Annotated in this window: 21 protein-coding genes; 10 read left to right on the top strand and 11 right to left on the bottom strand. The window is 73.1% G+C overall.

The window, feature by feature from the left end; translation table 11 throughout:
* Positions 1-3 precede the first annotated feature (3 nt).
* Positions 4-1,758, bottom strand: a complete 1,755-nt coding sequence (locus POL72_RS23120) for an adenylate/guanylate cyclase domain-containing protein (RefSeq protein ID WP_272097679.1) — start codon at positions 1,756-1,758, stop codon at positions 4-6.
* Between the two features lie 409 nt (positions 1,759-2,167).
* Between POL72_RS23120 and POL72_RS23125 the strand changes: the two genes are divergently transcribed.
* On the top strand, positions 2,168-2,872 hold the full coding sequence (locus tag POL72_RS23125; RefSeq protein WP_272097680.1) for a hypothetical protein: 705 nt from the start codon (positions 2,168-2,170) through the stop codon (positions 2,870-2,872).
* 27 nt (positions 2,873-2,899) lie between these two features.
* Here the strand turns inward: POL72_RS23125 and POL72_RS23130 are convergent, their stop codons facing one another.
* Positions 2,900-3,280, bottom strand: a complete 381-nt coding sequence (locus POL72_RS23130) for an Hsp20/alpha crystallin family protein (RefSeq protein WP_272097681.1) — start codon at positions 3,278-3,280, stop codon at positions 2,900-2,902.
* Between the two features lie 95 nt (positions 3,281-3,375).
* Positions 3,376-3,840 (bottom strand): Hsp20/alpha crystallin family protein, encoded by a 465-nt coding sequence (locus POL72_RS23135; RefSeq protein WP_272097682.1) that lies wholly within the window; start codon positions 3,838-3,840, stop codon positions 3,376-3,378.
* Positions 3,841-4,260: 420 nt separating this feature from the next.
* Here POL72_RS23135 and POL72_RS23140 point away from each other — a divergent pair, with 420 nt between their 5' ends.
* Positions 4,261-4,833, top strand: coding sequence for a YtfJ family protein (locus POL72_RS23140; protein WP_272097683.1), 573 nt, complete (start codon positions 4,261-4,263; stop codon positions 4,831-4,833).
* 36 nt (positions 4,834-4,869) lie between these two features.
* Here the strand turns inward: POL72_RS23140 and POL72_RS23145 are convergent, their stop codons facing one another.
* The gene (locus POL72_RS23145) at positions 4,870-5,784 is read right to left on the bottom strand and encodes a MerR family transcriptional regulator (protein ID WP_272097684.1); all 915 of its coding nucleotides are present in this window, start codon (positions 5,782-5,784) and stop codon (positions 4,870-4,872) included.
* Between the two features lie 159 nt (positions 5,785-5,943).
* Here POL72_RS23145 and POL72_RS23150 point away from each other — a divergent pair, with 159 nt between their 5' ends.
* From POL72_RS23150 to POL72_RS23160, 3 genes are read left to right on the top strand one after another with little or no spacing between them, the layout of a single operon-like run.
* Positions 5,944-7,554: a phytoene desaturase gene (locus POL72_RS23150; protein WP_272097685.1), complete on the top strand. Its 1,611-nt coding sequence runs from the start codon at positions 5,944-5,946 to the stop codon at positions 7,552-7,554.
* A complete protein-coding gene (locus POL72_RS23155; protein WP_272097686.1) occupies positions 7,535-8,491 on the top strand; it encodes a phytoene/squalene synthase family protein in 957 nt (318 codons plus the stop codon). The genes POL72_RS23150 and POL72_RS23155 overlap by 20 nt, the downstream gene beginning before the upstream one ends.
* A gap of 49 nt (positions 8,492-8,540) precedes the next feature.
* Positions 8,541-10,010, top strand: coding sequence for a lycopene cyclase (locus tag POL72_RS23160; protein ID WP_272097687.1), 1,470 nt, complete (start codon positions 8,541-8,543; stop codon positions 10,008-10,010).
* A 165-nt stretch (positions 10,011-10,175) separates the two neighbouring features.
* On the opposite strand, the gene POL72_RS23165 is transcribed toward POL72_RS23160, so the two are convergent.
* Genes POL72_RS23165 through crtD form a run of 3 tightly spaced genes read right to left on the bottom strand, consistent with a single transcriptional unit; the run spans position 10,176 to position 13,116 of the window.
* Positions 10,176-10,667 carry a sterol desaturase family protein gene (locus POL72_RS23165; RefSeq protein WP_272097688.1) on the bottom strand — a complete coding sequence of 164 codons (492 nt, stop codon included), beginning with the start codon at positions 10,665-10,667 and terminating at the stop codon, positions 10,176-10,178.
* Complete coding sequence (locus POL72_RS23170; protein WP_272097689.1) at positions 10,664-11,548, bottom strand: carotenoid 1,2-hydratase family protein; 885 nt, start codon at positions 11,546-11,548, stop codon at positions 10,664-10,666. Before POL72_RS23170 ends, POL72_RS23165 begins: the two co-directional genes overlap by 4 nt.
* A complete protein-coding gene (gene crtD, locus POL72_RS23175) occupies positions 11,545-13,116 on the bottom strand; it encodes a 1-hydroxycarotenoid 3,4-desaturase CrtD (RefSeq protein WP_272097690.1) in 1,572 nt (523 codons plus the stop codon). Before crtD ends, POL72_RS23170 begins: the two co-directional genes overlap by 4 nt.
* A 98-nt stretch (positions 13,117-13,214) precedes the next feature.
* On the opposite strand from crtD, the gene POL72_RS23180 reads away from it, so the two are divergent.
* The 5 genes from POL72_RS23180 to POL72_RS23200 all read left to right on the top strand — a co-directional run bounded on the left by POL72_RS23180 (position 13,215) and on the right by POL72_RS23200 (position 20,732).
* Positions 13,215-14,126, top strand: coding sequence for a polyprenyl synthetase family protein (locus POL72_RS23180; RefSeq protein ID WP_272097691.1), 912 nt, complete (start codon positions 13,215-13,217; stop codon positions 14,124-14,126).
* Positions 14,127-14,548: 422 nt separating this feature from the next.
* The gene (locus POL72_RS23185) at positions 14,549-16,318 is read left to right on the top strand and encodes an acyl-CoA dehydrogenase family protein (protein WP_272097692.1); all 1,770 of its coding nucleotides are present in this window, start codon (positions 14,549-14,551) and stop codon (positions 16,316-16,318) included.
* A gap of 223 nt (positions 16,319-16,541) precedes the next feature.
* Positions 16,542-17,630 (top strand): MaoC family dehydratase, encoded by a 1,089-nt coding sequence (locus POL72_RS23190; protein ID WP_272097693.1) that lies wholly within the window; start codon positions 16,542-16,544, stop codon positions 17,628-17,630.
* A gap of 254 nt (positions 17,631-17,884) precedes the next feature.
* Complete coding sequence (locus POL72_RS23195; RefSeq protein WP_272097694.1) at positions 17,885-20,017, top strand: hybrid sensor histidine kinase/response regulator; 2,133 nt, start codon at positions 17,885-17,887, stop codon at positions 20,015-20,017.
* A 169-nt stretch (positions 20,018-20,186) separates the two neighbouring features.
* Complete coding sequence (locus POL72_RS23200) at positions 20,187-20,732, top strand: hypothetical protein (RefSeq protein WP_272097695.1); 546 nt, start codon at positions 20,187-20,189, stop codon at positions 20,730-20,732.
* Here the strand turns inward: POL72_RS23200 and POL72_RS23205 are convergent, their stop codons facing one another.
* From POL72_RS23205 to POL72_RS23220, 4 genes are all read right to left on the bottom strand, one after another.
* Positions 20,733-22,190 carry a cyclic nucleotide-binding domain-containing protein gene (locus tag POL72_RS23205; protein ID WP_272097696.1) on the bottom strand — a complete coding sequence of 486 codons (1,458 nt, stop codon included), beginning with the start codon at positions 22,188-22,190 and terminating at the stop codon, positions 20,733-20,735. It abuts the gene before it with no gap.
* 282 nt (positions 22,191-22,472) lie between these two features.
* Positions 22,473-23,543, bottom strand: a complete 1,071-nt coding sequence (locus tag POL72_RS23210; RefSeq protein ID WP_272097697.1) for a retropepsin-like aspartic protease — start codon at positions 23,541-23,543, stop codon at positions 22,473-22,475.
* 3 nt (positions 23,544-23,546) lie between these two features.
* A complete protein-coding gene (locus POL72_RS23215) occupies positions 23,547-24,797 on the bottom strand; it encodes a hypothetical protein (RefSeq protein ID WP_272097698.1) in 1,251 nt (416 codons plus the stop codon).
* Between the two features lie 73 nt (positions 24,798-24,870).
* Entirely contained in the window at positions 24,871-25,716 is an 846-nt protein-coding gene (locus POL72_RS23220) for a ribokinase (RefSeq protein WP_272097699.1), read from the bottom strand.
* Positions 25,717-25,745: the final 29 nt, after the last annotated feature.

A 25,745-nucleotide genomic window follows, 5' to 3' on the forward strand; every position in this document is an offset into this window, starting at 1 on the left:
GCGCTACTGCGGTGTGCTCTCGCCGATGAGCCAATAGGTCTTCATCGCGCCCTTGCCCTTGATCGCCACGAGGCCTCGCTCCTCGAGGAGGAAATCTCGCGCGAGCAGGGAATAGCTCGCCTCGCTCACCTGGATCCGGCCGGGCTCTCCGCTCGACTCCATGCGGCTCGCCACGTTCACCGCGTCGCCCCAGAGGTCGTAGCTGAACTTCTTCTTGCCGATCACGCCCGCGATGACAGGCCCGGTGTTGATGCCGATCCTGAGCTGGAACGGCTCTCCGTCGTCCGCGACGAACTGGCGCACGGTGTGCGTCATGGCGAGCGCCATCCGCGCGATTGCCCTCGCGTGATCGGGGCGCTGCGCCGGCAGCCCTCCGACGACCATATAGGCGTCTCCTATGGTCTTGATCTTCTCCAGGCCGTGCTGCTCGGCGAGCTGATCGAACGAGGAGAACATCCGGTTGAGCAGGCCGACGAGCTCCGCCGGGGGGAGGCGCGCGGCGAGCGGGGTGAAGCCCGCGATGTCCGCGAAGAGGACGGTCACCTCCTCGAAGTGCTCGGCGATGAGCTGCTCGTGCTCCTTCAGCTGATCGGCGATCGTCCTCGGCAGGATGTTGAGGAGGAGCCGGTCCGAGCGCTCGTGGGCCCGCTCGGCCGCCGCCTTCGCCTGCTCGAGCGCCGCCTTCTGCTGGCTCTGCCGCCGCGCGTTCGCCTCCAGGGCCGAGAGCATGCCGTTGATCGAGCCGGTGAGGCGCGACAGCTCGTCGGTGCCCGGCATCGCGACCCGCGCCGAGAGGTCGCCGACGCCGCCGATCTCCGTGACCTCCCGGCTGAGGCGGGCGAGCCGGTACAGGACCAGCTTCTCCAGGAGCAGCAGCGTGACGCCGCCGAAGACCAGGCCCACCACCACCGTCACGAGCATGAGATAACGCAATGTGTCATGGCCCATCCTGAGGATGGCCCGGTCGTTGTCCACGCGCACGAGCAGCGCCGGGCGGCCGTCGATGTCGTTGAGGACGGTGTATCCGGCGATCCTGTCGGCGCCGAGCGGGTGGACGAGGATCGGGTCGCGGTCGGACAGGGCGGCGCGCGCCTCGCGGAAGTCGTCGGGCAGCTGGGGATCGTCGAGGCGGTGCACGGCGAGCGAGAGGCCGGCGGGCTCGGTGAGGCGCTTGATCTCGGCGTCGGTCAAGAAGCGCCCGAACGTGACGGTGCCGGCGACCGGTCCGCGGCCGGAGCTGCCGACGCTCGGCTGGGAGCAGAGGAGCATCGGCCCGTCCGGGAGGAGGACGATGCCCCCTCGGACGGCGCTGCTGGGCGTGTCCCGCCCGAAGAGGAGATCGCCGACGCGGAGCCGCTCGGCGATGCCGCGCGGCACGGGGGCCCAGCCCTTCGTGGCGTGGTCGTAGCCGGTGCTGTACACGGGGGTCCCGTCTGCGCCGGCGAAGACAGCGAGATCGATCCGGGCGATATCGAAGAGCTGGGCGACGAGGTTCGAGCGGACGAACTCTTCATTGCCGTCCTGCACGAACGCGTAGGCGTCGTCCCACTGGCTCCAGTCGGTCCAGCGCGCGTTGAAGTCGCTGCTGGCCTGGCGGAAGAGGTTGAGCGCCACGTGCACGGTGCGGCGGGTGTCCTGCGCCTCGGCGGCCATCGAGTTGGCGAGGAGCGCCCTCGAGGACACGCCGTACAGGGCAAAGCTGAGCCCGAGCAGCGTGGCGGCGATCGCCAGCAGCGTCTTCGCGCGCAGCGAGAGCAAGGCGTCGAGGGCGGGCTTCAGCGGCGCCGAGACTATCGAAATGCGGGACGGCGCGGAAGCGCGCCGACACCAGCCGGGACGGTGCGGGCTCCGGGCGGGTGGGGAGGGGGGCGCGGTGTCCCTGGCCCGGGCTGCGCTGGAGAACCCGGGGACGGGCCTGGAGGAGAGGTCTCCTTCTCATCCAGCGGCGGCACGTCAGGCATCGAGTTCCCGATGTGTAACGAGGACGTTATCGTCAGTGGCTTCGGGCCGACTCCACATCGATTTTCGCGGAAATTCAGGCCCCTGGTGATGAAAACAACTCGAACGGTCGTCGCCGTTTCTGGCGGTGATGACCGACGCCACGGTATCTCACTTTGCCTCGTGGCTTCCTTGGACCGCTGTCGCGAGAGCAGATAGAATGCGTGCAATGCACACGCCCGGCCGGCTGCTTGTCATTCCTGCGGTCCTTCTCACCCTCGCCGCGTGCGCCAACGGCACCGACGAACTGATGCCCGGGTACTACGAGGAGCAGGCCGGTGGAGGCGGACTCGGCGGTGATGGAGGCGCCGGAGGGGGAGACCTGTCCGTGAGCTCGAGCTCGAGCTCGAGCGTCGGCTCCACCGGGGTCGGCGGCGCTGCGGGCGAGGGCGGCGACGCCAGCAATGAAGGTGACGAGGCCGCTGGCGGCGACGGGGGAGCGGCGGCCGAGTGCGACTATGCGGCGCCGAACACGTGCGCTCTCGCAGCGGATCTAGGAACGCTCCCGGGCGATGACGGCGCCGATTGGGCTGTGGAGACAGCGACAGGGACCACGTCGAAGTGGTTCAAGGTCCGTGTCATGGATGAGGTGAACTGGCCCGGCTCCGAGCGCTTTCGAGCGACGCTCACCTCCCCGCCGGGGATGAATTTCGATCTGATCATCTATCAGGGGGAGGTCGAGGTGAATGCGCCGGATTGCTTCACGTCCGGCGTGAGGGGGCAAGGAACGCCAGAGTCGTTCACGACGACATGGAATGATCGCACTGGGCCGGACGATCACCTCTGGTTCATCATCGAGGTGCGTCATGTGGACGGCATCGCGTGCGGCGAGGACGCGAAGTGGACTCTGACCGTCGAAGGGAGGGCGCCGTAACCGGACGCTCGCGCCGGCACACGAAGCTCAGCTCACGCTGATCGGGATCTGACGCGGCTTGAGCGATGCGCTCTTCGGCAGGTGGATCCGCAGGACGCCCGCCCGGAGATCCGCGGAGATCTTCTCGGAATCGATGCCCTGCGGGACCACGAAGCTGCGGCGGAAGTCCGGCAGGCCCTCGACGCCCTGCTCCCGCTCGGCCGCCTCGGTCCGCCGGCCCTCGAAGGTGAGCTCCCCCTTCTCCACGCGGACGGCCAGGCGATCCTGCGTCACGCCCGGCAGATCGGCCACGACCAGGAGCTCCTCGGCGCTCTCGTAGATGTCGACCGCCGGCGCCACGGCGGGGCGCTGCTGGATCTTCTCGGGGTTGCTCTCGGCACGGTGGGTCAAGCTGCGATCGGTGCTCATGTTCATCGCTCCTTCCTCGGTACACTCCAGATCCCGCTCATCGCAGGATCGTCGCTCTCCTCTGCTGTTCGTTCGTTCCTCGGCTCCCGGCTCCCTCAGCGAGCCGTCACCGCGATCTGACGCGGCTGGGCCTCGGCGGCCTTGTTCAGCGTGAGCGTCAGCACGCCGTTCTTGAGCACGGCGGTCGTCTTCTCCGGATCGACCTTGCTCGGCAGCGTGAAGCTCCGGCTGAACCGCACCGCGCCCCGCTCCTTGCGGTGGACGAGGTAGCCCTCCGGCGCATCCGGCTTGCGCTCGCCGCTCACCGTCAGGACGTCCTGATTCAGCGAGATCTGGATGTCCTTCTCCGTCAGACCCGGGATATCGGCCTTGACCACAAGAGCGCTCCCAGTGTCGAACAGGTGGACGCGCGGACCACCCGTGTACCGGGCCGTCTGGTCGAAATCGCCGCGGAGCGACGCGCGGGGCGCGTCCGCCTCCTCGAACACCCAATCCAGGCGCCGGCGAAGCTCATCCATCATGGCAAACGCGCGATCGAAATCCGTATAACGGTGCAGCATGGTCAATCCTCCATGACCGCCGCGCGCGGCGCGCGCCGGGGCTCCGCCCGCGGCGCCGTCACCCTGCTCGCGACGGCCGATTTGTTGTAGCGTTACGGGACCTTGGCTCCGAGAGCCGGTCTCTTCGCACCGCCCAATCTTTGCACGGCACGTGGGGTGTCAAGAGCACGGCCAACGGTCGTCCCTCCGAGGCAGATCGGCGGGAAAGGCGGTGGCGACCGGCCTCGTCGGACCGAAGGGAAAGGCGGGCGAGCGCGACCTGTCCGGCTCCCCCGGGCGCCTCCCGCCGGGCACCGCCGCGCCGAACGAGCCACGCCGGCGCCTGGCAGTCGGCGGAGCCAGCCACGCCGGCGCCCGGTCGAGCCTGCTGCATTGAACAGCCCTAGGAGCGCGTCGCCGAAAGCGCTAGAAACCCCGGACATGCAGCCCTGCTCGCCCGCCTCCCGCCGCCGCGTCGCCCGCCTCCGCTCGGTCGCCTCCGCCGCGGCGCTGTCCCTGGCGCTGATCTCGGGCGCCGCCCTGGCGCTGCCCTCGGAGGGCGACCGGGCGCCGAACGCGCGCGTCGAGGACGCCGACGGCCGCGAGCTCCAGCTCAAGGCGCTTCAAGGCAAGCCGATCCTCATCGTCTACGAGGACAAGGACTCGAAGTCCCAGAACCAGGCGCTCAAGGACGCGCTGGCGAAGCTCGCGAAGGGCGACCGCTACCGGCGGGGCATCGCCGTCGCCGCGATCGCCGACGTCAGCTCCTACGACTTCTGGCCGGCGAGAGGGTTCGTGAAGGACGCCATCCGGGAGGAGTCGAGGAAGGTCGGCGGGACCATCTATTGCGACTGGGACGGCTCCTTCCGCACGGCCTACAAGCTCCGCCGCGGCGTCAGCAACGTCGTCGTGGTCGGCAAGAACGGCCACGTGCTCTTCGCGGCCGAAGGGGCCCTCAAGCCGGAGTCGCAGAGCAAGGTCCTCGACCTGCTCCGCAAGGAAGTCGAGGGCTGACCGCGACGGACGCCCCGGCCGGCGGGGCGGCTGCGCTCAGCTCCCGTCCTTGCGGCGCCGCCGCGCGTGCAGCGCGGACTCGACCTGCGCGCGGATCTCCGCCGCCTCCGCGGCCGCCACGAGGCCGCCGCGCGCCTCGATGAAGGTCCGGAGCGGCCCGGCGCCCCTGCCGCCCACGATCCACGGCACGCCCCGGCACGCGTCCGCGTAGGCGTCGATGAGCTCGCGCGCCGCCGGCGGGAGCGGCGGGATCGCGACCGTCAGCGCGACGAGATCCGGCGCGATCGCCTCGACCGCCCGCGCGATCGCGGCGGGCGGCGTCCTCGCGCCGAGCACGACGGAGCGGAAGCCCCACGAGCAGAAGCGCAGGCCGATGCCGAACAGCCCGAGCACGTGATCCTCGTCGGCGAAGGCCGCGAGCAGGACGCGCCGCCCGCCCTCGCCAGGCTGCGCGAGCCGCAAGAGGTGCTGCAGCGTCGCGCCGATCACCTGCGAGGCGAGGTGCTCCTGCGCGACCGTGATCGTCCCCGCGTGCCAGAGATCGCCGATGCGCTCGAGCGCCGGGATGAGCGCGCGCTCGGCGATCATCACCGCAGGGCCGAGCGAGAGGGCCCGGTTTACCTCGGCCTCGATTCCGTCCAGATCGAACCGAACCGTGGCGTCGATGATGCGCTCGCTCGCCCCGGCGAACGCGTCGCCCCCGGTCGTGCCCACCGGCGCGCGCGGCCTCGCCGTCTCGAGCACCATGCGCGCCGCCTCGGCCGCGGCGATCCCGCCGTTCACGTGGTCGCGCATCTTCTTGATCACCGCCACATCGTCGTCGCTGTACAGGCGGTAGGCCGACGCCGTGCGCGCGGGCGACGGCACGCCATAACGGCGCTCCCACGCGCGCAGCGTCGCCGAGGACACGCCACACATCTCCGAGACGACATGGATTCTGTAGCGGCTCAACTGGATAAACCTTGCTAGGACCCGCCGAGCCACGGCCGTCCACGCCGGCCCGGCGCACCGGGGTGCATCGGAACGGCGGGCAGCGAGGCCCAGAAAGACCCCTCCCGCCGGCGTTTTTCGCCTTTGTCAAAGGCTAGGACAAACATTATATTGCGCGTCATGCAAAACACCAGCGCTTCTTCGGCGCAGGATCCGGCGCATCCGGCGGGGCCTGACGGCTCGCCGGGCGACGAGACGGCCGCTTCCCCGCGAGCGGCACGAGCACGCGGCGTCCTCCGTGGAGCGCGCGCGCCGCGCGCCGTCGTCATCGGCAGCGGGTTCGGGGGCCTCGCGGCGGCCGTCCGGCTGGGGGTGCGGGGCTACGACGTCACGGTCGTCGAGAAGCTCGACGCGCCGGGCGGGCGCGCGTACGTCCACCGCCAGGACGGGTTCACCTTCGACGCGGGGCCGACCGTCATCACGGCGCCGTTCCTCCTGGAAGAGCTCTGGCAGCTCTGCGGCCGGAAGATGGCCGACGACATCGAGTTGCGGCCCGTGACGCCGTTCTACCGGATCCGGTTCCACGACGGCGCGACGTTCGACTACACGGGCGACGCCGCCGCGATGCGCGCCGAGGTCGCGCGCCTGTCACCCGGGGACGTCGAGGGGTACGAGCGCTTCGTCCGGCGGAGCGAGGCGATCTTCCGGGTCGGGTTCGAGGAGCTCGCGCACGTGCCGTTCGGGTCGTGGGCGGACATGGCGCGCATCGTGCCGGACATGGTGCGGCTCGAGAGCTACCGCACGGTGTACGGCCTCGTCGCGAAGCACGTGAAGGACGACCGCCTGCGCCAGGTGCTGAGCTTCCACCCGCTGCTCGTGGGCGGGAACCCGTTCTCTACGACGTCGATCTACAGCCTGATCGCGTTCCTCGAGCGCAACTGGGGCGTCCACTTCCCGATCGGCGGCACGGGCGCCCTGGTGAAAGGGCTCGTGTCGCTCATCGAGGGCCTGGGCGGCACGGTGCGGTGCGGCGCCGAGGTGCGGCGCATCTCCGTGGAGGGCGGCCGCGCCCGGGGCGTGGAGCTCGCGTCGGGCGAGCGGCTCGCCGCCGACGTCGTGGTCTCGAACGCGGACTCGGCGTGGACCTACCGGCACCTCGTGCCCCCCGAGGCGCGGAAGCGCTGGACCGACCGGCGCATCGAGCGGCAGCGCTACTCGATGAGCCTCTTCGTGTGGTACTTCGGCACGCGCCGGCAGTACCCGGACGTCGCTCACCACACGATCCTCCTCGGCCCGCGGTACAGGCCGCTGCTCGAGGACATCTTCGAGAAGCACGTGCTCGCCGACGACTTCAGCCTGTACCTGCACCGCCCGACCGCGACCGACCCGGCGCTCGCCCCGCCCGGCTGCGACGCGTTTTACGTGCTGTCCCCGGTGCCGAACCTGCTCAGCGGCACCCACTGGCCAACGGCCCAGGAGCGGTACCGGCGCTCCATCTCGGCGCTGCTCGAGGCGACGGTCCTGCCGGGGCTCGAGGGCGCGCTCGCGAGCTCGCGGCTCCTCACGCCGCAGGACTTCCAGGACCGGCTGCTGTCGTTCCGGGGCGCGGCGTTCGGGCCGGAGCCGGTGCTCACGCAGAGCGCCTTCTTCCGGCCCCACAACGCGAGCGAGGACGTCGAGCGCCTCTACCTCGTCGGGGCAGGGACGCACCCGGGCGCCGGTCTGCCCGGGGTGCTCTCGTCGGCCCGCGTGCTGGATCGGGTGGTCCCGGATGCATCGAAGCTCGCCTGAGGCGTCGGCGGCGGACTTCGCCGCGTGCAGGGACCTCCTGCGCAAGGGGTCGAAGAGCTTCGCCGCGGCGGCGCTTTTGCTGCCCGCGCGGGTGAGGGAGCCGGCGGCGGCCTTCTACGCGTTCTGCAGGGTCGCCGACGACGCGGTCGACGAGCTGGGGGAGCACGCGCCGCCGTCCGCGGCCGCGGCCGCTGTCGCGACGCTGCGGGAGCGGCTCGCGCGCGCCGCGGCGGGCAGGCCGGACGACAGCCCGGTCGATCGCGCGCTCGCCCACGTCATGGCGGAGCACGGACTGCCGCGCGCGTTCATCGAGGCGCTGCTCGAGGGGTTCGCGTGGGACGCGGAGGGGCGCCGCTACGAGACGCTCTCGGACCTGAACGCCTACGCGGCGCGCGTCGCGGGCACCGTCGGCGCGACGATGTCGACGCTCATGGGGGCGCGGGGGCCCGACGCGCTCGCGCGGGCGTGCGACCTGGGCGTCGCCATGCAGCTCACGAACATCGCGCGCGACGTCGGTGAGGACGCGCGGCGCGGGCGGATCTACCTGCCGCTCGCCTGGATGCGAGAGGCCGGGATCGCGCCGGACGGGTGGCTCGCGCGGCCGGTGTTCGACGAGCGGCTGGGGCGGCTCGTGGCGCGGCTGCTCGCCGAGGCGGAGGCGCTGTACCTCCGCGCGGGCGCCGGCATCCCGATGCTGCCGCGCGACTGCCGGCCCGCGATCCAGGCGGCGCGGCTCATCTACGCCGACATCGGGCGGGTCATCGCGCGCCGCGGCTTCGACTCGGTGTCGACGCGCGCCGTGGTGTCACCAGGCCGCAAGGCCTGGCTCGTGCTGCGGGCGCTGCTCCGCGGGTCCGTCGCGCCCGCGGAGGCCCGCGAGTACGGCGCGGCGCCGCCGCTCGACGAGGTCCGCTTCCTCCTGGAGGCGGCGCGATGAGCGGCGGCGCGATGAGCGGCGGCGCGACGCGGGCTCTGGAGGCCGTGGGATGAGCGCCGGCGGCGTGCCGGGCTCAGCCGCGCGGGAGATCGACGCGGCGCGGGGGCGCGTGCGCGAGGCGGGCGGCGAGGCGCTGCTTGCGCGCCTCGAGCACCTCGACGCGGCGCGGGCCGCCCCGGCGCCTCGGCCGGGACCCTCGCTGCGGCCGCCGGATCGGGGCGCGACCGCCGATTACGATGTGGTCGTCGCGGGCGGCGGGCTGTCGCTCCTGCTCGCGCCGCTGCTCGCGTCGGCCGGGCTGCGCGTCGCGGTGCTCGACCGGGCGCGGATCGGCGCCGCGCACCGGGAGTGGAACGCCGGGACGGCCGAGGTGGCCGCGCTGTCGGCGTCGGGGATCTTCACGAGGGACGAGATCGAGCGGCTCGTGATCGCCCGTTATGCCGAGGGGCTCTGCCGCTGGCACGGCGGCGGGACGTACCCGGTGCGCGGCGTGCTCGACCACGCCATCGACGCGGGCGGGCTGCTCGCCGCGGCGCGGGCCCGGGCAGAGGCGCTCGGGGTGACGCTGCTCGACGGGCACGCGCTGCTCGGGCACGCGGAGGGCCCGGACGCGGTCGCGCTCGCCGTGGCCGAGGCGCATCCGGGCGCCGCGCCGCGCGCGCTGTCCGCGCGGCTCCTCGTCGACGCGCGCGGCGCGGCGAGCCCCTACGCGACCGCGGACCTCCTCTGCCCGACCGTCGGCGGCGTGCTCACCGGGCTCTCGGAGGGCGACGGGGTGCGGCGGATCCGGCCGGACGTCGGCGAGATCCTCGCCACGACGGAGGACGTCGAGGAGGGCAGGCAGCACCTCTGGGAGGCGTTCCCGGGGCGGCCGGGCGAGACGACGGTCTACCTCTTCTATTACGCGCGCTCCGGGGACGTCGGGCCAGGCGCGCTCCTGTCGCTCTACGCGCGGTTCTTCCGGCTCCTCTCGCGCTACAAGGAGGGCGACGCGCGGCTCGTCCGCCCGACCTTCGGGCTCATCCCCGGCTGGTCGCGGCTGTCGGCCGCGCCGCGGGCGCCGGGGCGCCGGGTGCGGCTCGTGGGGGACGCGGCGGCGCGGCACTCGCCGCTGACGTTCTGCGGCTTCGGCGCGAACGTGCGCGAGCTCGCGGCGACGGCCGCCGATCTGGCGCGGGCGGTCCGGGAGCCGGGAGCGCCGAGCACGGCGCGCGACGCGCCGGTGCACGCGGGCACCGGCGCGCTCGCGGCCCTCATGGCGAAGCCCGCCGGCGGGGCGAGGGCAGGGGAGATGAACGCGCTCCTCGACACGGCCTTCGCCGTGCTCCACGCGATGGGCAACGACGCGTACGCGGCGCTGCTGCGCGACGAGATGCAGGCGGCCGATTTCGTGAGGTTCTTGCGGGAGACGGCGGCGCGGCGGCCCGAGGTGTACCGCGAGGTCGTGAGCGCGCTGCCGCTCCGGGCCATCGGCCGCTGGGGGGCGGGGCTCGCGAGGGAGCTCTACCGCGCCCGCTGAGGCTAGAGCGGCGGTCACCCGCGTCGGATACGGGCCCATCTCGACGTTTTCGGTGCTCAGCGCACTGGAGTGCGCTTCCGCGCCGAAAACGCCGATCTGGGCCCGTCTCCTGTGCGGGTGATCGCCGCTCGGCGACGCGTGTAACAGGGGCGGCTGAGCGCCGCTCTATCGCGCCCGCTGCGCGGAGCGCTGGGCGCGGCCGCTCGCGGCGACGCGCCGCTCGAGGACGAGGGGCCCGAGGAACAGGCCGTACGGCGGGCCGCCGGTGCCGTGGTGGACGCGGTGCGCGTCGCGGACGCGCGCGAGGTACGGGATACGCGCGAGGCCCGAGACCGGGAGGCGCCCGTGGACGAGGCCGTCGTGGACCAGGACGTAGGCGAGGCCGAACGCGGTCATGCCGAGGCCGAAGCCGAACGCGGCCTCGCGCAGCGGCCCCGGCGCGCCCCAGGAGCCGTACATGATGAGCCCGGCGGCGATCGGGGCGTGGAGGGACGCGAGCGCGTCATTTTTCTCGAAGGCGCCGCGCCGCTTCGTGTGGTGGGAGCGGTGGATGCTCCAGAGCGCGTGGTGCCAGACCTTGCCGTGGAGGAGCGCGGCCCACACCTCCATGGTCGCGAAGGCGGCGAGCGCCGTGGCGATCCAGATCGCGAGCGTCATCGCGCCCTCCGCATGCGGAACGGCAGGAGGAGCTGCACCCAGGGGCTGGCGAAGCGGTCGAGCGAGAGGGCCTCGTGGACGACCGTCGCCGGCTTGCCGCCGAACGTCGCGGCCGCGAGGGAGCGCGCGTAGAACGGCGTGTCCTCGAAGGTGCGGAGGAGCCGCGGCGCGGACCCCGGGTCGGCGGCGATCTCCCGCGCCATGCCCCAGCGCGTGCCGCCGAGCGGTCGAGGGGCGAGCGGCGGGAGCTCGCGCGCGCCGCCCGCCGCGTCGAACGCGGGCGAGAGGAGCATGCGCGTGCCGTCGCGGCGCCGGACGTCGTAGGTCAGGGCGATCCCGTCCGCGCCGAGCGCCCGCGACCAGGTCCAGCGCTCGAAGGCGTGGTCGAGCGGCTCGTCGCCGGCGTTCGTGTCGAGGTAGGCGCTGCCGGAGAAGCGCAGCGAGGGGTGCGCGAGCTCGACCTCGGCCCGCGCGATCGGCGCGATGGGCGCCCAGCGGTGGAGCCCCCGCCCGTCCAGGGCGACGGCGTCGTGCGCGCCGTGCGCCGCGGGCCTGGGCGCGGACGGGCGGAGGCGCACCGTCCCCGAGAGCCGGGAGGGCAGAGGCGCCGTGATCTCGTCGAAGGAGACGCGGAGCTCGCCCCCGGACCACTCCATCACGCTCGGCCCGATGGCGAGCGACCGCGGCGACCTGGAGACCGCGCCCCGCGGCCGCTCGGTCAGCGCCCAGCGATCGGCGCTCGGGCCGTACAGCGCGACGTTCATCGCGCAGTGCATGAGCGGGTCCGCGGCGCCGCGCGATCGAGCCTTTGCGTAGTACGGCGAGAAGACGCTCCCGAGCATCGCGATGATCGTGATCGCGCTCCGGCCGTCGTCGCTCACCGCGTCCAGGTACCACCAGGCGTAGCCGCCGCTCGGGATCTCGAGGTCGAAGCGAGGTCCTCCATCACGCTCCGCGCCGCGAGCTGGCCGCTCAGCGCCGCCATCGGCACGCCCGCCCCCGGGTGCGCGCTCCCGCCGGCGAAGTACAGGCCCGGCAGCTTCGAGCGCGAGGCCGGGCGCGCGAAGGTCGAGTTCCACCCGTGCGACACCGGCCCGTACAGCGCGCCCCCCGTCGCCGGGAACATCCGATCGAAGTCCGCCGGCGTCGTCGCGACCGGGGAGGGGCCCGTGCTCCTCAGCGAGAGCCCGAACCGCTGCAGTTGCTGGAACACGCGCTGCTCCCATTCGTGGATCTCCGTCGATGAAGGGGTGTGTTTATCACCGGTCGCAGGGGCGTTGAGGATGAAGAACAGCCGTTCTCCGCCTCCCTCGCCGCCCGGGCGGGCTCCGGCCTCGCCGGGCTTCGGCGGCGGCTCGTGCCCGCGGTCCTCGGCGCAGACGTAGACCGTCGCGTCGCGCGGGAGCTCGGAGCGGTCGAACAGCGCGCGGAACTCGGCCTCGTAATCCCCGGAAAAGAAGACGTTGTGCCGGAGGAGGGGGAAGCCGCTCGCCTCGGCCACGAGCGCCCAGGTGACGGCCGAGAGCGACCGTGGCTCGCTCCCCGGCGCCTTGCGGGCGGCGCGCTGGCCGAACAGGCCGACCCGCAGCGCCGCCGGGTCGGCGTTCAGCACGATGGCGTCGGCCTCGATGCGCTCGCCGCCCTCGAGCACGACGCCCGCCGCGCGGCCGCGCCCCTCCTCGATGGCGGCGACGTGCGCGCCGCAGCGCAGGGTCGCCCCGGCGCGGGCCGCCGCCGCGGCGAGCGCCTCGGCGACGCGCCCCATCCCGCCCTCGGGGAGCCAGAGGCCCTCGCGCTCCACGTGCGCGATGACGCTCAGCGTCGCAGGCGCGAGGTACGGCGACGAGCCGCAGTAGGTGGCATAGCGCCCGAACAGCTGGAGGAGGCGCGCGTCCACGAAGAAGTCGCCGAGCGCGCGGTGGAGGGTGCGGTGCCCGTCGATCTTCATCATCCCGCCGAGGCCCAGGCTGCCCGCCGTGCTCAGGATCGTCTTGAGCGTGGGCCGCTCCGCGCGCAGGAACGGCGCCTCCACCACGTCGAAGATCTCGCGCGCGTACCGGCAGAACCGGCGGTATCCGTCCGCCTCCCGCGCGCCCGCGAGCGCGCCGATCGCGTCCGCGCTGCGCTCGACGTCCGCGAACAGGTCGAGCGTCGAGCCGTCCGGCCAGGCGTGGCGCGCGAGCGTCTCGGCCCGGCGGAGCGGCACGTGGTCCTCGAAGCGGAGCCCGAGCGACGCGAAGATCTCGTCGAAGACCCACCGCATCGTGAGCACCGTCGGGCCGACGTCGACGCGGCGGTCCCCGAGGACCACCTCGCGTATCTTTCCGCCGACGCGCGGCGCCCGCTCGAGTAGCACCACGTCGAGCCCGCTCGAAGCAAGGAGCGCGGCCGAGGTCAGACCGCCGATACCCCCGCCGATCACCACGACGCGATCTCTCCCGTCCGCCATGGCCGGAGTGTACGCGTCGGAGGTAGTTTGTCTATACTTTGTTTAAGTAATGTTCAAACTATTGACAAGCCCCTGAGCCTCGCCAAGACTCGCGCCCCATGGATTTCGATCGCCGGATCGAGCGCGTCCTCCTCGCCGCCATCGAGCCGCTCTCCTCGCCCGCGTCGCCGCCCGGGCTCCTGGCCGCGACGCAGCACGCCGTCTTTCCTGGAGGCGCCCGCATCCGGCCGCGGCTCTGCCTGGCCGTCGCTTCGGCGTACGGCGATCCCGCGCCGGAGGCCGCCGACGCCGCGGCGGCGGCGGTGGAGCTCATCCACTGCGCTTCGCTAGTCCACGACGATCTCCCCTGCTTCGACGACGCGCCGATCCGGCGCGGCCGGCCGTCTGTCCACCGCGCCTTCGGCGAGCCGATCGCGGTGCTCGCCGGCGATCAGCTCATCGTGCTCGCCTTCGAGGCGCTCGCGCGCGGCGCCTTCCACGCCGTGGCGAGCGGCGTGATCGACGCGCGCCGGGCGGTCCGGTTCTTCGAGGTGCTCGCGGGCGGCGTGGGGATGCCGCAGGGGATCATCGCCGGGCAGGCGTGGGAGTCGGAGGCGAAGGTCGCGATCTCGGCCTACCGGCGCGCGAAGACGGGCGCGCTCTTCGAGGCGGCGGCGACCCTCGGCGCGCTCTCCGCAGGCCAGGACGGGGCCGCCTGGGGCGACCTCGGGCAGCGCATCGGCGAGGCGTACCAGGTCGCGGACGACGTGCTCGACCTGGTCGGGAGGCCGGAGGACATGGGCAAGCCGGCGGGGCGCGACGGGGCGCTCGGGCGCCCGAACACGGCGCTGGAGCTCGGGCTCTCCGGCACGACCCGGCTGCTGCAGCGGCTCATCCAGGACGCGGTCGAGGCGGTGCCGCAGTGCCCGCGGGCCGACGACGTGCGGTCGTGGGCCGTCGAGCTGGGGGACAGGCTCCTCCGGGTCTGCAGGGCGCCGGCGGCGGCGCTGCCGACCGTGAGCTCCATGTAACGGCTCGGGCGGCCTGACGTACGTCCGAGAGGGGCGCTCGTCAGGGGGACTCGGGACGTCTGAGACTGATGATCGCGAGTGGAGCTGGGTTGTTTGCGCGTCGCGGGACGGAACGTGTGAACCTGACGTGAACCGACGTGAACCTGACGTGAACCGACGAGACCCGACGTGAACCGACGTGAACCGACGTGAACCTGACGTGAACCGTCGTGAGGCAAATTCAGGGAGGGCCTTAATGCGTTGTCGCCTCGCGATAATGGGGCTGCGCCCAGGCTCGACGAGCGCGGTTTGAGGTGGCATCCTCGGCGGGCCTTTCCGCGTCTGCCGCGGGGAGCGTGGCTGTGGAGCGGTGGTGAGTTGCTGTGTCCTGCGTCCGGTGAAGCGAGGCGTGGGTCATAGTCCGCGAGCGGGGGGATTGGGGGATGAGGGCGATTCGGGAGCAACACGCCACGATCGTTTCTCGAAAGCTCGAGGCCGACAGTCCGGGGGGGATGCGCGAGGCGATCACCTCCGCCGAGCAGCTCGCGCGCGTCGCGCGCGGGCGCCTCCGCGACCGGGTGGTGGACGTCGGGAGCGCCGTGGGCACCGCCCTCCGGGGTGCGCCGAGGAGCGCGAGCTTCGTCCGGGCGGGCGCCGCGGCCGTGCCGCTGCACGTGTCGCGGATGCTGCTCGATCGACACCAGGTCGCCGCCCACGCGCTCGCCCACCTCTACGCGGAGATCGAGGCATGCCGCTCGCTCGCCAGCTGGGCCTGCGAGGCGGGCGGGGAGGCCAGGGCCGTCGCCGAGGCGCACGCAGGGGCGCTGCTCCTGTCGCTGCGCGGCGGCGTCGATCTGGGCGGCGGAGAGATCGCGCCGCTCGGCGAGCTCGAGCTCCGCGACGACGAGGTCGCCAAGGCGATCGGCCACCCGGCGGTCGCGGCGTGGGCGCGCGATGCGGGCTCCAGCGTCGCCGTCGCCTCGATCGCGCGCGCGGCCGCCGAGCAGGGCATCCCCGCCAGCGCCGGCGCGGAGGACGAGCGCATCGGCTGGATCCGGCACAACATGCGCGACTTCGTCGAGCGCCTCGTCGAGCCGCTCGCCCCCGAGATCCACCGCCGCAACGGGCTCATCCCCGAGTCGATCGTCCGCCGCATGGGGCAGTTCGGGGTGTTCCGCCTCGCCACCGCGCCCGAGCACGGGGGCGACGGGCTCGGCGTGGCCGCCATGGCGACCGCCATCGAGGAGCTCGCGCGCGGCTCGCTCGGCTTCGGCGTGCTCACCATGACGGCCTCCATCGCGTCGGATCTCCTCGCCCGATCCGGCACGGATCTGCAGCGCCGGACCTGGCTGTCGCGCATCGCGAACGGCGAGGCGCGCTGCGCCCTCGCGTTCGCGGAGCCGGCGTACGGGTCGGACCTCGCGCGCGTCGCCACGCGCGCCGAGCGCCAGGCCGACGGCAGCTATCTCCTCATCGGAAAGAAGGCGTGGGTCACCGGCGCGTCCCGCGCGGACCTGGTGCTCACCCTCGCGAGGACCACGACGGCAGGGGGGCAGGGGCAGCTGCCGCTCGGGCCGAGCCTCTTCGTTATCGCGAAGCGGCGCGGCGCGCCGGGCGCCGACTTCCCGGACGCCGGGATCGCCGGAACCGAGCTGCGGGCGCTCGGGCAGCGCGGCATGGGGCACTACGAGCTCCGGATCGAGGGGCTCCAGATCGGCCGCGAGGCCCTGCTCGGCGAGCGCGAGGGCGAGGGGATCGCCCAGATCCAGCGGGCGCTCGTGACAGGCCGCACCTACGCGGCCGCGTGCGGCGTGGGGGTGGCGCAGGCCGCGCTGGAGCTCGCGCTCGAGCGGGCGAAGACGCGCGTGCAGTTCGGGTCGCAGCTCATCTCCTTCCCGCGCGTGGCGCACCGGCTCGGAGGGCTCATCGCGCGCGTCGCCGCCGCGCGGCAGCTCACGCGCGCCGCGGCGCAGGTGGCGGACACGGGGCAGCCGTGCGAGCTCACGTCGGCGATGGCGAAGCTCTTCTCCAGCCGCGTGGCCTGGGACGCGGCCGACGCCTGCATGCAGCTCCACGGGGCGAGCGGCTACGCCGAGAGCTCGACCGCGGCGAGGCTCCTGCTCGACGCCCGAAGCCTCTTCTTCCAGCTGGGCCCGCACGAGGTGCTCGCGCAGGGCATCGCGCGCGCCCTGCTCGAGGGGCCGCTGCCCTGAGGCGCGCTCCGCCGCGGCGCGCTGCAGCGCGGAGGTACGAGCGACCGGCGAGCGCGAACGGGCGGCCGGACGCGTGAACCAGCGAGCGAGCGCGTGCACAGAGGCGCCGCGTGGCGTGGCGTAGTGTGGCGTGGCGTGGACGGCGCGGAGGTGAAGTGAAGCGCAGGCGCGGCGCGCGCGCCGTCGTCAGCCGAGCGCGCCTGTGCCATGATCGCGCCGACCGATGGTCCGCGTCCGCTCTCCTCGCTACGGCCGCAAGCTCGACGATTTCACGGTCGGCGCGGTGTATGCCCACCCCTGGGACGTCACCGTGGACGAGGGGATGCTCGCGCTCTTCGCGGCCTCGTTCCAGGACGCGCTCCCGACCTACGCCAGCCGCGTCGCGGCCCGGTCGGTGGGGCTCAGGGACAGGCCGGTGAGCCCGCTCTTGCTCCTCAACCTCGGGATCTCCTTCAGCGTGCACGACGTGAGCGAGCAGGCGATCGCGCACCTCGCCTACACCGACGTCCGGTTCCCGGCGGCCTGTTATCCGGGGGACACGCTGCGCGCGAGCTCGCTGGTCATCGGCAAGAAGCCCGTCTCGACGGGGGACAAGGGCGTCGTGCACGTCAGGACCCAGGTGGTGAACCAGGACGGGTTGCTCGTCTGCTCGTTCGAGCGCAAGGCGCTCGTGCCCCCTGGACGCGTCGCCGAGCGCCCCGAGGACGCGCCGCACGCGGTCGCGCAGCCGGACGCGCCGCCGGGGCGCCTCCCGAAGGAGCTCGACGGTCCGCTGCCGCCGCCGGCGCGCCAGGGCGGCTTCGCCTGCGCGTGGGACGACTTCGAGGTGGGCGACGTGATCACCCACGAGGTCGGCAGGACCATCGGCGACAGCGAGCACATGCAGCTCGCGACCCTCCTGCGCAACTCCCACCCGCTGCACGTGGACGAGCAGTACTCCAGGTCGAGCTCCTTCGCGAAGACGCGGGTCGTCCACGGGGGGCTCGTGCTGTCCTGGGTGCTCGCGCTCTCGAGCCGGGACACGGCCGGGTGCGGCGTCTGGGACCTCGGCCTCGACGAGGGGGCCCACCCGAGCGGCGTGCTCGCGGGCGACACGCTGTTCGCCGCGTCGAAGGTGATCGCCAGGGAAGAGGCCAAGAGCGGCGCCGGGAGCGTCACCTTCCGGCTCGTCGGCGTGAAGAACACGCCGCCGCGCGCCCTGCTCGATCAGGGCGCCGACCTGTTCACACCCGAGCTCGGCAAGGCCGAGGGCAGGGTGAAGGAAAAGGTCGTGGAGATCACGCGAACGCTGCTCCTGCGCCGGCGGAGCTAGCGCGACAAACGGGTCAAAATCGCCAGAAAAGAGCCGAAATTCGAGCCGCCAAGCGCGCCAAGGATGCGAAGGACTCGCTCTGTTCTTGGCGTCCTCGGCGCCTTGGCGGCTCATTTCACGCTCGATCAACGGGCTCGGTGCTCTAGGCGCGCCTGCGGCCGGGGCCGCAGAATGAGGAGTCCCCGGCGGGCCGCCTGCGGCATACAATGGCCGGCCATGAGCACCGCTCTGCCCCAGCGAGGAACGGGACGGCCATGAGCGCAGCTGGGAGCCGTGAGCTGGACGCGCTCCGCGCGCGCGTCGCCGAGCTGGAGCGGGAGCTCGCCCTCGCCCGCGCGCCAGGTCGGATCGCCGCGCGAGGCCCGGACGCGCCGGCCAGAGACCCGGGCAGCGCGAGGGGCTCCGCGCTCGTCGAGCAGGCGCGGCGGCAGCTCGACGAGGGCGAGCAGGCGGCGCAGATGGGCAACTGGCTCTGGGAGCTCGGCCAGAGCAGCACCATCTGGTCGCGGCAGCTCTTCCGGATCCTGGGCCGCGATCCCGAGACGGATACGCCCTCGACGGAGACCTTCCTCGAGGCCGTCCACCCCGACGACCGGGAGCGGCTGCAAGCGGGCCTGCAGCTGGCGAACGAGACCGGCGAGGGATCGGGCGCGATCGCGTTCCGCGTGCGCCACCGGGATGGAACGGTGCGGGAGTGCCTGCTGAGCAGCCTGCCGCTCGTCGATGGGGCTGGGTCGCCGTCCCGCTTCTTCGGCGCGGTCGTCGACCTGACCGAGCGCCGCCGCGCCGAGCAGGAGCTCCGCCGCAGCGAGCGCATGCTGAAGGAGGCGCAGCGCATCGCCCACGTGGGCAGCTGGTCCTACGACATCGCGTCGCGGACGATCCGCTGGTCCGAGGAGCTCTACCACATCCTCGGCGTCGATCTCTCGGTGCGCCCGACGTTCGAGCTCTTCGCGGGCCTCATCCACCCCGAGGATCGCCACCGGGTCTTCGGCGGCGCGGAGACCGCGTCGCCGCTCGGCATCGCGAGCCCCGTCGAGTGCCGCGTCGTGCGCCCGTCCAGCGGGGAGCTGCGCCACGTGCAGATGGCGGCGCAGCTGGTCACGGACGACGCCGGGACGATCACCGGGCTGGTCGGCACGAGCCTCGACATCACCGAGCGCCGGCGCCTCGAGGAGCAGCTCCTGCACAGCCAGAAGCTCGAGGCGATCGGGCGCCTCGCCGGCGGGGTCGCGCACGACTTCAACAACATGCTCACCGCGATCTTCGGGCACAGGGAGCTCGCGGTGCGCAAGGTGCCGGCGGCGTCGCCCGTCGCCGAGCACCTCACGCAGATCGGCACCGCCGCCGAGCGGGCCGCGGCGCTCACGCGGCAGCTGCTCGCCTTCGCGCGCAAGCAGCTGATCCAGCCGAGCGTGGTCGACCCGAACGCGCTGATCTTCGGGGTCGAGCCGCTCCTCCGCCCGCTCGTCGGCGAGGACGTGGAGCTCGTCGTGCTGCCGGGGAGCCAGATCTGGCCCATCCACATCGATCGGGGGCAGTTCGAGCAGCTGCTCATGAACCTGGCCGTGAACGCGCGCGACGCGATGCCCGGCGGGGGCCGCCTGGTGATCGAGACGGCGAACAGGGCGCTCGGCGCGGGCGACGGGGGGTGGGGGCCAGAGATCGAGCCCGGCGACTACGTGGAGCTCACGGTCACGGACACCGGGCAGGGTATCGACGACGCCGTCCATCAGTACGTGTTCGAGCCGTTCTTCACGACCAAGGAGCCGGGCAAGGGGTCGGGCCTCGGGCTCGCGACGTGCCACGGCATCGTGAAGCAGCACGGCGGCCACATCTGGTTCGCCAGCGCCCCCGGCCAGGGCACGCGCTTCACGATCTGCTTCCCGCGCGTGCGCGGCGTGCCCTGCGAGCAGCCTGTGAGGGCGACCGCGGCGGCCGTCGGCGGCGTGGAGACCGTGCTCGTCGTGGAGGACGAGGCGCAGGTGCGCGAGCTCTGCGTCGCCGCGCTGCGCGCCTTCGGCTACTCGGTCCTCGCGGCGCGGAGCGGCAAGGAGGCGATCGCGCTCGCGACCGCCTATCCCGGCCCCATCCACCTGCTCGTGAGCGACGTGGTCCTGCCGGACGCGCGCGGCCCCGCGCTCTCGGCGATGCTCGCCCGCGCGCGCGCCCCGCTGCCCGTCCTCTACGCCTCGGGCTACACGGAGGACGCCCTCCTCCCGGGCGATCTGCTCGACGGGGTCGCTCACTTCCTCGCCAAGCCGTACACGCCGACGCAGCTCGCGAAGGCGGTGCGCGCCGTGCTCGACGCGTCCGCGCAGGCGCGACGGGCGAAGGGCTCCGGCGACGCCCCGCCGCCGGCTCCGACCGCCGAGCGCCTGCAGTGAGCGCGCTCGTGCGTCGCGGGAGGCGGGCTCACGCCGCCGGAACGAGCGGTCGTCCGCGTGTGCGCGCGCGTGCGCTGCGGTCCGCGGCGCGCCACGCTGGCCCCCACCGGCCGGGTGCATCTATCCTGGACGGGCGGCTTTGGCGATGAAGATCCGGGGGTCGGCGCTCATGCATACGAGGACCTACCTGCAGACGCGGTGGGGGAGCCAGGCCATGTCCGCCCTCGACGCCAAGCTGCCCGCCGCCGCGCGGGCGGTCTTCACGGCGCCCGATCTCGCGGCGCACGGCTGGTATCCCATCTCGGTCTGGAACGCGATCGCGGACGAGATCTCGCGGTGGCCCAACCGGTCCGGCGTCATCCGCGATCTCGCGGCCTATGTGGCCGAGCAGGACCTGACGCTCGCGCACAAGGTGCTGCTCAAGCTCGGCACCCCCGCGCTCGTCATGCGGCAGGCCGGCGTGATGTGGGGCATGTACTTCAACGGCGGCCGGCTCGCGCCTCTCGCCGAGGGAGAGCGGTTCTTCCGGCTGATACTTTACCTGGGGGTCGACCCGCAGTCGGACCCGGGGCGCCAGATCTGCAGAGACGCGGTGCCGGCGTGGCAGGAGAACGCGCTCCGGCTCTCGGGCGCGCGAGGCGGGCAGAGCCTCCACACGAAGTGCCGTTTCGAGGGACACCCCACCTGCGAGTACGAAGTGCGCTGGCTTCGGTAGTCACCACTTGGTGCAGAAGGCGAACAGGTTCACCTGCGCCTCTTCCGCGACCACCTCGACGGGGGTGCTCCCGAACTTCGACCGGGCGAACAGCGTCCTGAGATCCTCGGTGCTGCGGTGGATCAGCTCCCACTCGAGGACGTGGTCCATGAACGCCTTGCTCGGGTTGTTCACCCCGAAATTGCCCACGACCGCGACGCCCCCAGGGAGGAGCTTGTCGTGCATGCAATTGAGGAGGGCCACGACCAGATCGTCGCGCAGATAATCCGTGAGCCCGATGCTGTAGATCATGTGCTGGGGCTTGAGCACCGTCCTGCCGCGGCCGTGGGCCAGCCGCACCACGTTGTCCTGCGCGAAGCTGAAGCGGTCCATGACGCCGAGCTGATCGGCGATGCCGGCCGCGTAGGCGAGGGCCTGGTTGTCGATATCGATGCACGTCGCCTTGATGTCGGGCGGCTCGCCCCCTTCAGCGTAGAGGTCGAACAGCTCCCGGGCGGGGCCGCTCGCGAGGCTGGTGATGTGGACAGGGCCGGACACATGCGCGCCGCAGGCCTCCCGGATCGCGCGGCTCAGCACGCCTCTCCTGTTCTTGACGGCGCGGCAGGCGTCGATGGCGAGCCCCCACTGGTCGATGAAGCGGCCGAGGCGGCCGTCGCCCGCGGGCTCGTCGTTGTACATCATCTCGATGGTGTAGAAGTCGCCCGCGTAGCCGCGCGGCTTCGTGTAGCACCGGTCGACGGTGCGGCTCAGCATGAAGAGCGAGAAGGTCTCGCGGAAGACATAGGCGCCGATGCCCTTCTCGAGGTGGCGCTCGCGCTCGATGTGCTCGCGCAGCGCGGACACGATGGTCTGGCACGCGGCGCTCACCTTCTCCTGGATCTCCGCCTCGGGCTGCTTTGCCTCCTTCACCATCCTGTCGGCGATCATCATCTCGAACTTGAACTGTTCGACCGTGTCGATGAGCTTCGGAGGGATGTTGTTGGTGCCGGCCTGGCCCGTCCTCGCCGCGTGAAAGCGGTTGACCTGCGGCACGTCCTCGACGAGGAGCGGCGGGAGCATCGCGGTGTTCTCGCGGAGGCGCTGGGCGAGCATGATCGCGAGCGACTGGTAGAAGCGCGCCGCGAGGCCGGGGACGGAGGCGAGGAGCGAGTGCACATACGGGCCCTCGATGACGTCGAGAGTGCACTCCTCACGGGCGACGACGGAGGCGCTCGCGGCGGCGCTCTCGAGGAACGACATCTCGCCGAAGATGGCGCCGGGGCCGAGCTGGCGGAGCGCCACGCCGCGCCCGAGGTGGGCGACCTCGACCCCGACCAGGCCGCTGCGCACGATGAAGATGCCCTGCCTTCGCGAGCCCTCCTCGAGGATCTGCTCGCCCGGTCGGTAGGTGACGCAGCTCGACTTCTCCAGCAGAAGCCGCTCGTCGTCCTGGGTCAAGAACTCGAAACCTGTCGTCATGATGCCTCCCGACCGCCGTGGGCGCCCCGGCCTCGCGGAGGAACGGATCTCTCCCCCCCGCCGCGGCGACAGAGGCGTCCACGCGTGCGCCCCTTCTACCACGACGCATCGCGCCTCCGCTGAGGCATGGCGGTCCGCGCGCTGGCTCGGCGCGGATCGCGCCGCGGCTGCCGCAGTTGCCGCGGGGCGCCTCGTTGACCGCACGCCGCGGCTGCCGCAGCGCGCCTCGTCGATCACGCGCCGCGCTCGCGCCGAACGCACGTCGCGCGGTCCTTCACCGGGTCACCGCGGGGCGCAGGCCGCGACGCCGCCGTCCTCGGCGAGCACCAGCACACAGGTGCGGAGCACATCCATGCCGGCAAATCCGTCCGACGGACAGGTCGCCTGCCGCTCGCCGGGCAGAAGATCGATATCCGCGGCGGCGTCGAACCCCGCCATCCGGAGGCGAGCGCCCGAAAGGACGGGAACAGTGTGCCTGCCTGAGGCGGCGTAGGCGCTCCTGTCGCCGGTCGCCCGGCGCGACAGCCGCTTCCCCGCGGGGGAGACGGCGAAGAGCGAGCTCTGCGACGCCCCCGAGTCGATCTTCAGCGTGACGTCGATTCCCTCGACGCTCGCCCTTGCGGTGAGCCCGCTGCCCTGGTTCGGGCCGCCGCAGCGGGCGAGCTCCACGATGGCGGCCTCGCCGAACCGCGCCCGGAGCGTGCGTGCGGCCTCGTCGCGCGGAGCTTCGGTCATCCGGCCCTCGCGCAGGTCGAGCACGACGGCGCGGCCCGGCCCCGCCAGCTCCTGAGGCGCGAGGATGCCGCCGATGCCGATGCGCTGCAGGACGTCGGGCATGCGGACGACGAGCAGCGCGGAGACCTCGACCCGGCCCCACCCGGAGAGCGCGAGGCTGGCGTTCTCAAGGCGGGACACCGCGAGGGGCCTGCCCGCGTGGTCGACGGCGACGTCGCCTGCGGTCGAGAGGGGCAGCGCGAGCTCGTCGGCGAGCCAGCGGGCGAGGACGTGGTGGGAGGCGCCGGTGTCGACGATCAGCACGGCCGGCTGGCCCGCCACGACGGCGTCGATGAGCGGCGAGGGGAACGCGCGATCGTTGAGCTGGTACTGGAGGCTGGCCCGGCGCTCGGGGCCCGCCGCCGGCGCCGCCGGGCCCGCGCCCGCGCCTGCCGGCGCGGGGCCCGCGGGCGAGGACGCGCCGCCAGCGCCGGCGCCGGTCGACGCCGCGCTGCGCGGCGAGGCCGGCGCGGCGCGGACCGCGGCGGGCTCGGCGCAGCCGGCCACCGCGAGCGCGCCGGCCGCGGCGGCGGCCGAGAGCGCGGCGAGGAGCTGCCTGCGAGCGCGCGGCACGAGCATCCGCTACTCGACGCAGCAGAGCGTCGACTGCCCCGTGGGATCCAGCGAGCCGGTGAGGTTCGTGCGCGCGGTGCAGGTGGAGCTGGTCGGCGTGCCGACGAGGTGAGCCGGGGGCGAGTAGGCGTACCCGCAGTACCGCCCGCCCTGCTGGATCCGGGCGTGATCGAAGCAGGAGTAGTCGTTGCCGAGCTCGACGTGCACGTAGTTGCAGTCGCCGCCGCTCGCGGTGCACGCGCACGACGAGCACGTCCGGGTGTCGTTGTACCCCCGGAACCAGTCGCTCTCGCGCCGCGCATAGCCGCTGCAGGTGGCGCTGCCGGACACGAGCGCGCATTGCGTCGCCGGCGAGGCCTGCCTCGGGACGCAGGCCTTGCCGGCGCCGCAGCCCGCGCCGGCGCTCGCGTGGCAGAACTTCCTGGACTCGGCCCACGTCGCCGGCGCGGGGATCGCCGTGCCGGTCGCGGTGCAGCTCTGGATCACGTCGAAGAGGCCCGCGCGCACGCCGCCCCAGTCGACGAACCCGTTGTTGATCGGCTTCGGGTCGCACGTGAACCCGACCCGCCTCGCGAGCGTGCCGCGCGTCCCGCCCTCGTCGGCCTCGCACTGCGACTCGTCGGCGTAGAGGTAGAGATCCGCAGCGCAGTCGGTGGGGTTCGGCGTGCAGCGGCAGCCCTCGCAGCCGCTGCCGGAGAGGCCGCGGAAGAGGAGCGTCTCCTTCGCGGTGAACCCGTCAGGGCACGGCTCGGCCGCGTCCACGACGACGCCGAGCTCGAAATTCGTGGGCGCCGTCAGGCAGACCGCGCCCTCCGCGCAGTCCGAGTCCGCGCAGTCGACGGCGTCGTCGCAGTCGTCGTCGCCGCCATTGAAGCAATCCTCGACCTGCGTGCAGCCGGTCGCCGCGCTGGTGCCGGTCGCCGCGCTGGTGCCGGTCGCCGCGCTGGTGCCGGTCGCCGCGCTGGTGCCGGTCGCCGCGCTGGTGCCGGTCGCCGCGCTGGTGCCGGTCGTCGCGCTGGTGCCGGTCGTCGCGCTGGTGCCGGTCGTCGCGCTGGTGCCGGTCGTCGCGCTCGTGCCGGCGCTCGCGCTGGAATGTTCGGTCGTCCCGGCGCCATCACCGCCGCCCGCCCCGCCCGCGCCCGCGAAGTTGCGCTCCTGGGCGCTGCAGGCCGAGAGGCTGACGAGCGCTGCTATCGCAGGCCCGCGAAAGTTCGTCATGCCGCCAGGATAGCCGCCCTTGCAGGCGAGGTGCAGCGTCATGTCCCGGAGGCGCGGCGCTCTCCGCGAGGGGGCGTGATGGGCGAGGTGCCCTGTGACGCCGAGAGAGTGGCCGTCACGGGACCGTGGAGCGCTGGAGGCGGCGCTCCACCTCGGCGCGCGTCGGATACGATGTCTGACACCCCTCGCGCTCGACCGAGATGCCCGCCGCCGCGATCGCGAACCGGAGTGTGGCCTCGATCGCCATCCCGGAGGCGAGCCCGCCGGCGAGCACGCCCGTGAGGGCGTCCCCGGCGCCCGTCGTGTCGACAGCGCGGGCCGGCAGGGCGGGGAGCTCCTCGCCCGACGGCAGCAGCACCGCGCCGCGCGCGCCGCGCGTGAGCACCACGCGCTCCGGCAGGTGACCGCGCAGCGCCTCGTGCTCGATCTCGTTGACCACGGCGAGATCGAACCGGCCGACGAGCTCGGGATCGATGGCGTTGACGGGCGACGGATTGCAGATCGACAGCGCGCCGTCGGCCCGCGCCGCCGCCAGCACGCCGTCGATCGCAGCGGCCGGGATCTCGCCCTGGCAGAGCCAGACCGATGCCCCGCACGGCGAGGGCGGCGTGACGAGCGCGTTGGCGCCGGGGATCGCGAGGATCTGGTTCTCTCCGGCCTCGTCGACGCAGATCAGGGCCACGCCCGTCGTCGCGCCGCGGTGGACCGCCACGGCGGAGAGCTCCACCCCGTCGGCGGCGAGCGCGGCCGCGCAGAGCTCGCCGTGGGCGTCGTCGCCGCGCGCGCCCGCGAGCCGCACGCGCGCGCCGGAGCGCGCCGCCGCGACCGCCTGGTTCGCGCCCTTGCCGCCCGGCGCGACGAGGAAGCGGCGGCCCAGCACCGACTCGCCGGGGCGCGGCAGCCGCGGGCCGTAGCCGATGAGATCGGCGGTGATCGAGCCGCAGATCGCGAGCAATCCCATCACCGCCGCATACCACGAACGCGGCGGCG

Origin of the sequence: Sorangium aterium (genome assembly GCF_028368935.1) — a bacterium.
Taxonomy (GTDB): domain Bacteria; phylum Myxococcota_A; class Polyangia; order Polyangiales; family Polyangiaceae; genus Sorangium; species Sorangium atrum.